The organism is Oceanobacillus halophilus, assembly GCF_003628505.1.
In the GTDB taxonomy this organism is placed as follows: Bacteria; Bacillota; Bacilli; order Bacillales; family Amphibacillaceae; genus Oceanobacillus; species Oceanobacillus halophilus.
This window is the reverse complement of the sequence record NZ_RBZP01000015.1, coordinates 24,040-37,295: the sequence shown is the minus strand read 5'-3', so window position 1 is coordinate 37,295 and position 13,256 is coordinate 24,040. Positions and strand designations below refer to the sequence as shown.

Here is a 13,256-nt window from a genome sequence, read left to right as displayed (position 1 = left end):
TCCATATGCTCAAGCCTTTTCTTTATATTCTACTCTACCAAGAATATAAGCAACAAACAATCCCGCTGCAAATGTTGCAACACTAAGTATTAACAAAGGAGTTGTTGTCGGCCACCCAGGAAATACAACGAAAATCGATCCTATCACTAGTCCAATAATGATGGCAAAGGTCCCTGTGTAATAATTGGATAAAAAGTAATTGATTACTTTACTCATCACAACAATGCCCACAACGATTCCCATACCCGTTACTGCGATAATATCTAATTGCAAATTACTTATAGCTGAAATGATTGTTGCATACATACCAAGTAGTAGTAACATAAACGAACCACTAATTCCAGGAATAATCATTGCACTGCTAGCAACAAACCCAGAAAAGAATAACATCACATAGGTTGATCCTGTAACATCTTCTATAATTGTACCTTCATTCGGATTGAAGAAGCCCATAGATGCTACAATCAATACGCCTATTCCTAATAGGATCAAGTGATTCACTTTAAATGAGTGCTTTGCATCGGCTTTATAAAACAGGTAAGGTAATACGCCTAAGATTAATCCCAAAAAGAAAAATTGAGTTGGACCAGGATAATGTTCAAAAAGCCATTCAATAATATTAGCTAATAGAAAAATAGCTGTTAGAATTCCAATTCCTAATGGTATTAAAAACCCTAGATGTTTCTTCCATTCCTTGCTTAGAAAACCATTAATAGATGTAATAAGTCGATCATAAATTCCTAGTAATACAGCAAGTGTTCCTCCACTTACACCGGGAATTACATCACTTGCTCCCATTATTAAACCACGGTAAATATTCTTCCATTCCATTAATGTATATCTCCCTTACATTTCATCGATTCAAAACATATCCTCATCATACCAAAATTCACTTGATATTTATATATAAAAATGTATAATAAACCTAAGCTACTTTGTATTGCAAGGTAGCTTATCTAGGAATTTCTATATTGCAATACAAGGTAGATGAAAATTATGTCCCAACGAAGTCAATTACTAAAAGGTATCCTAGAGGGTTGTATTCTTTCCATCATAAGAATGAAACCAACGTATGGTTATGAACTCTCCATGAAATTGCAGGAGTTTGGCTTAACGGATGTCAGTGAAGGTTCCATTTATCCAATCTTACTAAGACTTCAAAAAGAAAACTTAATTATTGGGGAAATGGTAAAATCAGAATCTGGACCGAAACGAAAATATTATCAGTTAACGAGAGAGGGAGAAAAAGCTTTAGATTCGTTTATTTACCATTGGGAATCCTTAAAGAAACCAGTGGATACGATTATAAGGGGGGGAGATTAAATGATTGCCAAAGATTATATTCAATTAAATAACGAAAGAAGAAAGAAGTTAAATAAGGAAAATGAATCGCTTTACCTTGATATGGTTGTTTATATTCGAACAAACGCAAACAAATCAGAACAGCAAACCGAAGAAGTTTTATTAGAATTATTGGATCATTTATTAAAAGCACAAGCCAATGGGAAAACTGCAAAGGATGTTTTTGGGGAAGATTTAAAAGCATATTGTGATGAATTGATTCAGGAAATACCCGCTGAGAAAACTTCCAATCATGTTCGTTTTATACTTTTTATGATTCTCAATCTATTTGCGATTATCACTCTATTTACAGGGATAGGTGGCTATCTTTTACATCTATTATTTGATATCGGTTCCGGCAGTTTAACCTTTCCAATCGGATCAGGTATTTCCATTGTCATTCTCGATTTGCTGTTATTAACTATATGGATCATCATCCTCCTTAAATGGATAAAATCCTCCACTTTTAAAGAAAAAAAACCCAATAAATGGATCGAGTTTCTTCAACTCTGGCTTATTTGTACTGTATACATTGGTTTATCATTAGCTGTTTTATTTCTTATGCCTGATTTCGGAACTACTGTTAATCTTTACTACCCAGTTATTATTGGTTTAGGACTAGTTCTTCTCGTTGCAACTATCTTGTTCAACCATAAGTATCGAATGACAAAATAAAAATAACGGAATAGATTGCCTCTATACATGGAGGATGAGGCAATGTAGAACAAGCCTCTGCCGGGGAGTCTTGTCCGTTAACATTTTAGCGATCAGGCTCCATTAATTCTCTATGAATTCCAATTCAGGCATCCATTGAGACATATGATCCTTGATTTTTTCATAGTGGTTCTCTGCTCCTGAAAGTTCCTTGTTTGTTAACTGATACATTGGTACAACCTGATAATCCGACCAGTCCGAGTTGAATGTCACATATGTAGGTAAGAATTCAGGAGAGTGAACTTCTATATCGACTTCATCCCCTTTCTCCGTCTTTGTAACAGAGAAATTCAAAATCCCTCCAATACGTTTATATAAGCCTTGTTGATTGGATAAGAAGTTACCTAGTGAATAAGCGACCAAGGTTTTATTTCCGTTCTTTCCTTCCACCCAATCTAGGGGTTGAAGCACATGGGGATGATGCCCGATAACAGCGTGCACGCCTTGATCGGCTGCAAATTGGACCAGATCTTTTTGTGACTTATTAGGAAGCCGCTCATACTCATTGCCAAAATGCAGACTTAAAATAACGACATCTGCTTTATTTTTTGCTTTTTCTATCTCACCGGCAATCAATTCTTTATCAATAAGGTTGACTAAGAAATCTTTCCCATTTGGGACAGGAATCCCATTTGTACCATAGGTGTACGATAAAAACGCTACAGAAACTCCTTCTTTCGTCTTATAAACTCTTAACTTTTCTCTATCTTCCATATCTTTAAATGAGCCTGCATACATCATGTCAATACTTTCCCAATGTTCAATCGCACGTTGTATCGCCTTTTCTCCTCGATCCAATGTATGATTATTAGCGATAGTTACAACATCAACTCCCACTTCTTTTAAAGCATCCCCTACTTCATGCGGACTGTTAAAGGAAGGATATGTGGACAACCCTAGTTCTTCTCCACCTATCATCGTCTCTTGGTTCGCAATGGTTATTGTTTCCCTTTCTAAATAGGGTCGAACTTTCTCAAGCATCGGCACAAAATCGTAACCGCTTTCAGTCTTTGCATCGTGATAAACGGGACTATGTATGAGCATATCACCAATAGCTGAAAGTGTTATCTCGCGTTGGATGACCTTCTGTTCCTTCGCTTGCAAAGTAACTTCCTTGATTGCAGCATTCTCACTGCTAAGACTGACATTTGTATTCCCGCACGCTACCAAAAAGAAACTAAACATAAGAAGAACTGTAGCTATTCTTCTATACATATTATTACTCCTCTGCCTTTTTATTTTTATCATATCACGAATACTAGCGCTATATGACAAAAAACTATAGATAATGACAAAACAATCCACAAACACCATTTACGTATGTGAAACATTTTTCTAATTTCAAACGTATGGAACGAAATAACACTGGTTAGTAACCACCAGTAGATTTTGATTTTCGATATCATTCTACAACTGTATTTTTTTATTTGCTATACTATAAGTAGGTTTTAACATATATTCCTTTTTACGAATATACATATTGTAATAAAAGTCGTCTTACATTTAGGGGTGGTTTTTTTGAAACGCTATTTAACGTCTATATTTATCTTATTAAGTATCTTTTTTATTTTCATGGGAATTAAACTAGATTTGTATTGGAGTGGGATAGCTGGCTGGGGACTTGCGTTTATTTGTCTTATTTTTGCAGCGTATTACACCAAATATATTCCTAATGAAAAGAAGAAAAACAAACGAAAATAGTCTAACATCAGGTTAATTGGGAGGAAATAAAATGAAACAGAGAAACACAACTCAGAATACTAAAATTATTTGTCATAATGAATATAATCCACTAAAACAAGTTATCGTAGCACCCCCTAAATATATGGAAATTAAGGACGTTATTAATACTACCCAGCGCCATTACTTGGAAGAAAATATCGACACTGACATTGCTCTTGAGCAACATCAGCAATTTGTACATACATTGGAAACAGAAGGTGTAGAAGTTATCCAGTTTGAAGCAAGAAAAGCTTTAAATGAACAAGTATTCACAAGAGATATCGGATTTACCATTGGAGAAGAACTCTTTATAGCATCACTAAAGAAAGATTTAAGGAAACCAGAGGAATTGGTTTTGAAAGAGTGGTTAAACGAGCAGCGTATTCCATATCAAGATATTAAAGTAGCTCCTATAGAAGGCGGAGATGTCATTATTGATAATAACAAAATTTGGGTTGGTGTAAGCGATCGAACTTCTCTTCGGGCCATCCACTTTCTAAAGGAGACACTTCCTGCTTATGAGATTATTCCCGTTCGCCTTCGTCAAGATATATTGCATTTAGATTGTACTTTTAACATTATTAGTGAAGACACAGCAATTATTTTCAGACAAGGGATAGACAAAGAAGTTTATAAAAAGATTAAAAAAACCTACCAAAACCTGATTGAAGTAACCGTAGAAGAACAATTTACGATGGGGCCAAACGTACTTTCCATCGGGAACAAAAAACTAATCAGCCTTCCAGAAAATAAACGATTAAATGATGTATTAAGACAACATGGGTTCCAAGTGTTAGAAGTAGAATTTTCTGAGATAATTAAATCTGGTGGCTCATTCCGCTGCTGCTCCTTACCACTTGTACGTGAATAGAAGGATTTAAGATAGCAACCGATGTTTTTCTTTTAAAGATGGAGGAGCGACCTTCACCATTTGCTGCAACAGGAAAAGTGCTATTGTAATATCATCTACAATGCCAAAGAAAACTAAAAAATCTGGAATGAGATCGAATGGTATAATGATATAGGCAACCAATAGAATGACAAATAATAATTTAGTTGTCTGTTTCACTTCTTTGGATACAAAAAAATCCTTTAGAAATGGAATCGATCTATGGAATTTAAACAAGAACTTTAACCGATGCAAAAATCGTCGCATATATTCACCTCATTTAAAGAATGGAGCTGGTTGTGACCTGTAATGGAGTGGAGTGTAGTAGTATTATTAGCCGCCGTGAAAAGTGTATTTCCGGAGCGGCTAATAGCACTCAAGTTTCGTCTACATATTTTCCTGATTAAAGCAGTAAACTCTCATCTTTTAACTCTTCGTGCAAAATCGACAAACCGAAATTTATCTGGCCTATGTCTGGATTCTGAGTATTGAAATAAAGATGTATCCTCTAAATGAACGTGACTCTTAATAATAACGACATTATGATATCCTTCTAAGTCCATTAAATCTCTATCTTCCTCTGTTGGTTCTTCCACCACTATTTCTTTATGCGCAAAACTAATAGGTAGACCTAGTTCTTCTTCTAGATGTTTGTAAATGGAGCCCTCACAAATTTCCTTCATAAGTTTAGGGACAAACCGTTCATTATAATAATCTTTATCTAAAATGACTTTTTCCCCAGAAATCTCTCGGATTCTCGTAACGTTCCAAACCTTGTCCCCATCCGTTGCATCTAATGTTTCCAGTATTTCACTTTTATCTGTGTAATCAAGGTTTTGCACAATGGTTCTGCTGGATAATCCTAACTCCTCAACTAGTTCACTAAAACTTACAATACCTGACACTGGGAAGGAGAATTTATTGAAATCAATGACGACCGATCCTTTCCCTCGAACCTTTTGTATATATCCATTTTGTGCTAGCAAATTCAATGCCTTGCGAATGGTCTCTCTGGATGTGTCATACATAGATGCAAACTCATTTTCTGACGGTAGCAAGGAATTTTTAGTCCAAACGTTTGTTTGGATTTTTTTCACTAAATCATGGTAAATGGTTAAGTACTTTTTATTCCCCGACATAAAATTCGACCTCTTTAAATAATAATTTGGTTTCGTTTTCTATATGTATGTGTTCTCAATTTTTATAGGAAGATTCCCCATTCTATTGTCGAACGAGGAATCTATCTACATGTTTTTTATTTTATTCGATATACAATCGATTCATATGGTCTCAAGATTTGGTTGTTGCTGGCATCTGCATAATTACTAAGAAGTATTTCCCTATTATCATCCACTGGTAAATCAACTTCCACTTCTTTTGCGTAAAAATTACTTACAACTAACAGTTTTTCATCTTTCCAGTTGCGTGTATAGGCAAAAATTTCCGGATGATCTTCCATCAGAAGCTGGTAGTCTCCATAAGTAATAATATCATATTTCTTACGTAACTCGATTAACTTTTGATAATGATAAAAAATCGAATCAGAGTCTTGTAGTGCCTTTTCCGCATTGATTTCCGGATAATTTTTAGCAACATCAATCCACGGTGTTGCATTCGTAAAACCAGCATGATCAGCGTTCTCCCATTGAACCGGCGTGCGGGCATTATCACGTGACTTTTGCTGCAGGATTTCCAGTATCTCCTGTTCAGACTTACCTTCATCTTTCAGCATTTTAAATGCATTTAGTGATTCGACATCACGGTATTCATCAATCGAAGTGAAATTTGGATTGGTCATTCCGAATTCCTCTCCTTGATAAATATACGGAGTTCCCTGCATCATATGCAATGTAGTTGCGAGCATTTTGGCAGATTCCTTATGATATTTCTCTTCGTCACCAAATCTGGATACCGCACGTGGTTGATCATGGTTACACCAGAACAACGCATTCCAACCGTTTCCTTCATGCATCCCTACTTGCCATTCTGATAAAATTTGTTTTAATCGGGTAAAATCAAATGGGGCCTTAGTCCACTTCTCCCCGTTCGGATAATCGACTTTTAAGTGATGGAACTGGAATGTCATGTCCAATTCTTTTCGTTCCGGATTCGTGTATAATACACAATTCTCTAATGTTGTGGAAGACATCTCTCCTACGGTCATCATGTTATAAGGAGAAAATGCAGCTTGATTTATTTCATGCAGATATTCGTGAACACGCGGGCCATCGGTATAAAATTTACGCCCATCTCCAGTGTCATCACTAGGAAAGCTTTGGTCTTTAGAAATTAAGTTGATGACATCCAGTCGAAAACCATCTATTCCTTTCTTTGCCCAAAATTCAATCATCTCCACTAGTTGTTTTCGTAATTTCTCATTTTCCCAATTTAAATCTGCTTGTGTTACATCAAACAAATGTAAATAATATTGTCCAGATGCTTCATCATACTTCCAAGCTGAACCACCAAACTTAGACTGCCAGTTATTTGGTTCTTTTCCATCGACTGGATCTTTCCAAATATAGAAATCACGATACTGATTATCCTTTGAGGAAGATGCTTGTTTAAACCATTCATGTTCTGTTGAGGTATGGTTAATGACTAAGTCCATAATCAACTTCATGCCACGTTTATGTGTTTCGTCTAATAATTCTTCAAAATCACTCATAGTTCCGTACGTAGGCTCTATCGAATAATAATCACTTATATCATAACCATTATCTTTTTGAGGAGATTGATATACAGGGGTTAACCACAATACATCCACACCTAATTTATGAAGATAATCTAATTTTTCAATGATGCCTTGAATATCGCCTATCCCATTTCCCGTAGTATCATTAAAACTCTTGGGATAAATTTGATAGATGACTGCTTTTTTCCACCATGGTTCATTCATAGCTTTTACACACTCCTCGATTCTAGTTGTTCTTTGTTATGTTTATTCAGTGGGGAAATCCCCCACTGAATAATGATCACTTATTGCGTTTTGCAATAATGAATGTAATGATAAACGGTATTACAATAACAATGACCATCCCAATGAGGAACGAAACCACACCAGATGCAATAGAAAGTGGTGCCGGAATCCCACCTACACCGATTGAAGATGCTTGAACAGATTGGATAGTAATCCATGCTCCTGCAATAGCGGTACCGATAAGTGCTGCATAAAATGGATATTTATATCTTAGATTAACCCCAAACATTGCTGGTTCTGTTACCCCGAGATATGCCGAAAGACCAGATGTACCTGCTAAACCTTTCAGCTTCTCATCCTTCGCTGTTAACATCATCGCAAATACGGCGGAACCCTGTGCAATATTGGATAATGCAACAATTGGCCACAAGAAAGTTGTTCCCGTACTACCAATTAACTGTAAATCAACCGCAAGAAATGTATGATGCATACCTGTGATAACTAATGGTGCATAAAGTGCTCCATATAACAAACCACCTACTAAAGGAACTGCCTCAAATACACTTACAACTCCACCTGTTATCCAGTTACCTATCGTATACGTAACAGGTCCAATAATAATAAAAGCTAAGAAGCCTGTAACTAATAAGGCAATAGGAGCAACCACTAATAACTGTAAAGAGTCATGAACACGTTTTTTCAGCCAAAGTTCAATCTTAGCTAGAACCCAAGCAGCCACTAATACAGGCAATACTTGGCCTTGATAGCCTAATTGATCAATTTGAAACCCAAATACATTCCACGTAGGAGCAGTTCCCTCTAATTCTAATTGAGCAAATTCACTTGCTGGAGTAAGGGCTGGATGTACCAGAATCAATCCTAATACGATACCTAATAACGGACTTCCTTCAAATCGTTTGACGGCAGACCAACCAATTAATGCAGGAAGGAACGTAAATGCTGTATTCGCAATAAGATTAATTATTTCCGCAACACCTGCTACATTTGGATACATTTCAACTAATGGCAAGTCTGTAAAAATAGGATTTACTAATAAATTATTAATACCTAAAAGTAAACCGGCAGTTACAATAGCTGGCAATATCGGAATAAAGATATCTGCTAATGTTTTAATTCCGCGCTGTAAGGCATTCTGATTATTTTGTGCCCCCGCTGCCTTTACTTCATCTTTTGTAGCTTCTGTAATTCCTGTTTCCTGAATCATTGCTTTATACACTTTATCTACAGTACCTTGTCCAATAATGACCTGGAACTGCCCACTGGAAGCGAATGAGCCCTTAACAATACTCATATCTTCAAGTGCTTTTTTATCTACTTTATCCTCATCTTTTAACGCAAACCGTAATCTTGTTACACAATGGGTAGCCATGTCGACATTACCTTCGCCACCAATTGCTTTAACTATTTCTTGTGCCTCAGAACCGTACTGAATAGAACTTGACGGTTTGCTTTCATTTGATGTTTTCTTTTCTTCTTGTTGCGCAGGCTTTTCATTAACTTCAAATAATTTAGTTTGACCTGCAATAGCGTCCGTTTCATCCGCTATATTTTGTGGTACAAAATCGTTTCCATTTGTAATAATTACAGGTGTGATGTGACTGGATGCATTCTTTTTAATAAAGTCTAAATCGAATGTAACGAGGGTATCACCCGTTTTAATCTGATCACCTTGTTGTACATGTACCTCAAAACCTTCACCATCCAAGGCCACCGTTTCTAATCCAATATGAATTAGAATTTCTACACCAGAACTTCCTTTTACTCCTACAGCATGCTTCGTCCCTGCTACAAGCATAATTTCTCCATCTACTGGAGATACAACTTTCCCTTCCGTAGGCTCAATTGCCATACCGTCCCCCATCATTTTTTGGGCAAACGTTGGGTCAGGGACATTCTCTAAACCTGTAATCGCACCACTGAGGGGCGCGTAAATTATTTCATTGTGTGACAATGCAGTTTCCTCCCTTTATTACCTTCTTCTTTATATCAGGAACATGTATATACAAATTTCGCAACTCTCAGTATAACTTGTATATACATATTTTGCAATTGCTTTCACCTACACTTACTATTCCCTAATTTAGTTCCCTCATAAGAATTAATTGAAACAAAAGGTACTTTTAATATAGAGGTAATTTTTTAAAATTCTGTCGTACAGCACAAACACGGAATTATACTGGAGGTCCACTTGAAATCTGTGGTGATGCGCCTATAAGTTATGGTTAACGCCACTGAATTACGAATAGCGCTTATAAATCATCGTTAACGCCTATAAATATCCGCTAACGCCTATAAACCTACGCTAAACGCCTATAAACCTCCACTAACGCCTATAAGCAGCCAAACAAAAAAAGCCAGCAGAAATTTCTGCTGACTTTTTTCATTAACCGATTTTATTTCGTTTTGCGGCTTTTTCACGTTCGTTTTTATTTAGTATCTTCTTACGTAAACGAATGGATTCTGGAGTTACTTCACAGTACTCATCTTCATTCAAGTATTGTAAAGCTTCTTCCAAGGACATGGTACGAGTTTTACGAATGGTAGATGTTTGGTCTTTGGTTGCAGAACGAACATTGGTTAAATGTTTTTCTTTTGTAATATTAACAGTTAAATCATTTTCACGGTTATGTTCTCCAACAATCATTCCAGCATAAACTTCTGTACCTGGATTGACGAAAATTACACCACGATCTTCTAACTGCATAATTCCATAGGTTGAAGCTTTACCTTTGTCCAATGCAACTAGAACACCTTCACGACGACCGCCAACTTGTCCTTTAATAACAGGTTCATATGCCTCGAACGTGTGATTAATAATACCATATCCACGGGTTTGAGACATGAACTCTGTAGAATATCCTAGCAACCCACGAGATGGAACTTTAAATTCTAAGCGAACTTGTCCATTACCATGGTTTACCATATCCAGCATTTCACCCTTACGCTCACCTAAGGATTCCATAACAGCACCAGTATATTCTTCTGGAACGTCAACTTGTACTCGTTCTACTGGCTCACATTGTACACCGTCGATTTCCTTAATGATAACTTTTGGCTTGGAAAGCTGTAATTCATAACCTTCACGACGCATGTTCTCAATCAATATGGATAAATGGAGTTCTCCACGTCCAGAGACAATCCATGCATCAGGGGACTCCGTAGGATCGACACGTAAGCTTACATCTGTTTCTAATTGTTTCATTAGGCGTTCTTCGATTTTACGGGAAGTAATATATTTTCCTTCTCTTCCTGCAAACGGACTGTTATTAACTAAGAAAGTCATTTGTAATGTTGGTTCATCAATACGAAGCCATGGTAGTGCTTCTGGTTGATCTTGTGGACAAACCGTTTCCCCAACATTAATATCTTCCATCCCAGAGATAGCTACAATATCTCCTGATTTTGCTTCTTCTATTTCAATCCGTTTTAGACCAATAAATCCAAATAGTTTCGTTACACGGAAATTCTTTTGTGACCCATCTTCTTTCAAGATAACTACTTGCTGACCAACTTTTATCGTTCCACGAACTACACGACCAACTCCGATTCGTCCAACATAGTCGTTGTAATCCAAAAGAGTTACTTGAAATTGTAGTGGTTCCTTACTGTTATCAACAGGTGCTGGTATATGATCTAATATGGTTGTAAATACTGGATCCATTGTTTCTTGCTGGTCTTCCGGTTCTGATCCAGATGTACCATTTAATGCAGAAGCATAAACAACTGGAAATTCTAATTGTTCATCATCTGCGCCAAGCTCAATAAATAAATCCAACACTTCATCTATTACTTCTTGAGGCCTAGCATTTGGACGGTCAATTTTGTTTAAGACCACAATTGGTGTTAATTTTTGTTCCAGTGCTTTCTTCAAAACAAACCGGGTCTGCGGCATCGTTCCTTCATAAGCATCAACAACTAAAGCAACACCATCTACCATTTTCATGATACGCTCTACTTCTCCGCCAAAGTCAGCATGTCCTGGAGTATCTAGGATATTAATGGTTGTGTCATTGTATTTCACTGCTGTATTTTTCGCTAAGATGGTAATTCCACGTTCGCGTTCTATATCACCAGAATCCATTGCTCTCTCATCAACATTTTCATTTTCACGAAATGTTCCGGAGTATCTTAATAACTGATCGACGAGGGTTGTCTTCCCATGGTCAACGTGCGCAATAATTGCGATATTGCGAATATCTTCTCTTAATTGCATAAACGTACGCTCCTCTTATATAACAAGATGCATTAAACCAAACTATTATATCACAAATACTGTATGATAATAGGTTTTTCCATAAAAAAATTTATTAATCCTTATTCTCAGGTAATGTAATGACAAATTTTGCTCCCCCTAGAAGAGATTGGGTAACAACAATTTTTCCATTAGAATGTTCAATTATTGCACGGGCGATAGCTAATCCTAAACCTGTTTCTCCATCTTTCCCTTTTACAAAACGATGGAATATATTTGGTGCTATCTCCTCTGAAATACCAGTTCCATCATCCTCTACTATGATGGTTGTCCATCCATTATAATTTGTCGCTTCTATATTCACCTGAGTCTGTGCATGTCTGATTCCATTAAAGACTACGTTCAAAAGGGCCCTTAACAGTTTTTCTTCATCTGCAAATATTTTTATATTATTTTCTACTTGTTGATTCAAAGCTATTCCTTTTTCATTCACTAAAGGTAATGCCCGATCAACGACAAGCTCTATTAGCTCTTTCGCTTTTACTTCCTTCGGCTCATATGCAGTCGGTTCCGTATCTAATTTTGCAAGTAAAATCATTTCATTAATAATCCCTTTTAACCGATTCACTTCGGTTACCATGACTTCCAATCCTTTTTCCGTCTCTGCTTTATCAAAAATTCCGTCCTTAATCCCTTCTGCATATCCTTGTATCGTCATAAGTGGCGTCTTTAGTTCATGACTAGCATTTTGGAAAAAAGTTTGCTGAGAATTCATGTACCGCTGCAGTTCTCTTGCCATATCATAAACACTATCGGCAACTTCTTTTATTTCACCCGTTGCTTTAATATGCTCTATGTTATCAAATTGCCGTTTTTCAATTTTCTTCAGTTGTCGTTTCAATTGAGATAACGGAGTCACTAGTTTTCTCGTGAAGTAATAAGCCAATAGAACTGCTATGGATATACCAATTAGGAAGATTAAAAACAAACGAAGGAAAAAGTTTTGCTGAACTACCTTTAAATCATCTAATGGCGTCAATAAAATTAACTCAATACCTGATAACTCTGGTAAAAATAAAATTCTCGATGTAACATACTTTTCGTTTCCATAATTCCAAAGAGAATCATTCGTATTAGCAAAATCATTGTTTTCATAAAACCCTTGCACAACGGGAGTAGCCATCGTGGAAAATAATACGGAATCACGGTTCCTGTCATACAAAAATAACTGTAAATCCTGATCTTCCAAAACCTTATAGAACTGCTGAATATTGTTGGAAGAACTATATTGCTCATTTAATATATCAACCAATATCTCACCAGTTTGTTCGAGTTGTCGTTGCTCATCTTGTATTAAAAGACTCAAAATAAGCGAGTAAATCACATACCAGACAATTGTCATTATTACTAATAGTAATGAAGTAAATGCAATACTAAGTTGAGATTGTAGTTTCATA

Annotated in this window: 12 protein-coding genes; 4 read left to right on the top strand and 8 right to left on the bottom strand. The window is 36.4% G+C overall.

Features of this window, described 5'->3' with window-relative positions; genetic code table 11:
• Window positions 1-9 precede the first annotated feature (9 nt).
• Entirely contained in the window at window positions 10-831 is an 822-nt protein-coding gene (locus D8M06_RS14865) for a DUF368 domain-containing protein (RefSeq protein ID WP_121205310.1), read from the bottom strand.
• Between the two features lie 165 nt (window positions 832-996).
• Here D8M06_RS14865 and D8M06_RS14860 point away from each other — a divergent pair, with 165 nt between their 5' ends.
• Both D8M06_RS14860 and D8M06_RS14855 read left to right on the top strand, forming a co-directional pair.
• The gene (locus tag D8M06_RS14860; protein ID WP_121205308.1) at window positions 997-1,323 is read left to right on the top strand and encodes a PadR family transcriptional regulator; all 327 of its coding nucleotides are present in this window, start codon (window positions 997-999) and stop codon (window positions 1,321-1,323) included.
• Entirely contained in the window at window positions 1,324-2,016 is a 693-nt protein-coding gene (locus tag D8M06_RS14855) for a DUF1129 family protein (RefSeq protein ID WP_121205306.1), read from the top strand. It abuts the gene before it with no gap.
• A gap of 102 nt (window positions 2,017-2,118) precedes the next feature.
• Here D8M06_RS14855 and D8M06_RS14850 read toward each other — a convergent pair whose 3' ends face one another.
• Window positions 2,119-3,270 (bottom strand): CapA family protein, encoded by a 1,152-nt coding sequence (locus D8M06_RS14850; RefSeq protein WP_121205304.1) that lies wholly within the window; start codon window positions 3,268-3,270, stop codon window positions 2,119-2,121.
• A gap of 303 nt (window positions 3,271-3,573) precedes the next feature.
• Here D8M06_RS14850 and D8M06_RS14845 point away from each other — a divergent pair, with 303 nt between their 5' ends.
• Complete coding sequence (locus D8M06_RS14845; protein ID WP_121205302.1) at window positions 3,574-3,756, top strand: hypothetical protein; 183 nt, start codon at window positions 3,574-3,576, stop codon at window positions 3,754-3,756.
• Window positions 3,757-3,787: 31 nt separating this feature from the next.
• Window positions 3,788-4,648, top strand: coding sequence for a dimethylarginine dimethylaminohydrolase family protein (locus D8M06_RS14840; RefSeq protein ID WP_121205300.1), 861 nt, complete (start codon window positions 3,788-3,790; stop codon window positions 4,646-4,648).
• A 6-nt stretch (window positions 4,649-4,654) separates the two neighbouring features.
• Here D8M06_RS14840 and D8M06_RS14835 read toward each other — a convergent pair whose 3' ends face one another.
• The 6 genes from D8M06_RS14835 to D8M06_RS14810 all read right to left on the bottom strand — a co-directional run bounded on the left by D8M06_RS14835 (window position 4,655) and on the right by D8M06_RS14810 (window position 13,255).
• Window positions 4,655-4,933 carry a YkvA family protein gene (locus D8M06_RS14835; RefSeq protein ID WP_121205298.1) on the bottom strand — a complete coding sequence of 93 codons (279 nt, stop codon included), beginning with the start codon at window positions 4,931-4,933 and terminating at the stop codon, window positions 4,655-4,657.
• Window positions 4,934-5,085: 152 nt separating this feature from the next.
• On the bottom strand, window positions 5,086-5,805 hold the full coding sequence (gene treR / locus D8M06_RS14830; protein WP_121205296.1) for a trehalose operon repressor: 720 nt from the start codon (window positions 5,803-5,805) through the stop codon (window positions 5,086-5,088).
• Between the two features lie 116 nt (window positions 5,806-5,921).
• Window positions 5,922-7,565 carry an alpha,alpha-phosphotrehalase gene (gene treC, locus D8M06_RS14825; protein WP_121205293.1) on the bottom strand — a complete coding sequence of 548 codons (1,644 nt, stop codon included), beginning with the start codon at window positions 7,563-7,565 and terminating at the stop codon, window positions 5,922-5,924.
• Window positions 7,566-7,641: 76 nt separating this feature from the next.
• Window positions 7,642-9,558, bottom strand: a complete 1,917-nt coding sequence (gene treP, locus D8M06_RS14820) for a PTS system trehalose-specific EIIBC component (protein WP_121205291.1) — start codon at window positions 9,556-9,558, stop codon at window positions 7,642-7,644.
• 432 nt (window positions 9,559-9,990) lie between these two features.
• On the bottom strand, window positions 9,991-11,820 hold the full coding sequence (typA, locus tag D8M06_RS14815) for a translational GTPase TypA (protein ID WP_121205289.1): 1,830 nt from the start codon (window positions 11,818-11,820) through the stop codon (window positions 9,991-9,993).
• 94 nt (window positions 11,821-11,914) lie between these two features.
• Window positions 11,915-13,255: a sensor histidine kinase gene (locus D8M06_RS14810; RefSeq protein ID WP_121205287.1), complete on the bottom strand. Its 1,341-nt coding sequence runs from the start codon at window positions 13,253-13,255 to the stop codon at window positions 11,915-11,917.
• Between the last annotated feature and the right edge of the window lies 1 nt (window position 13,256).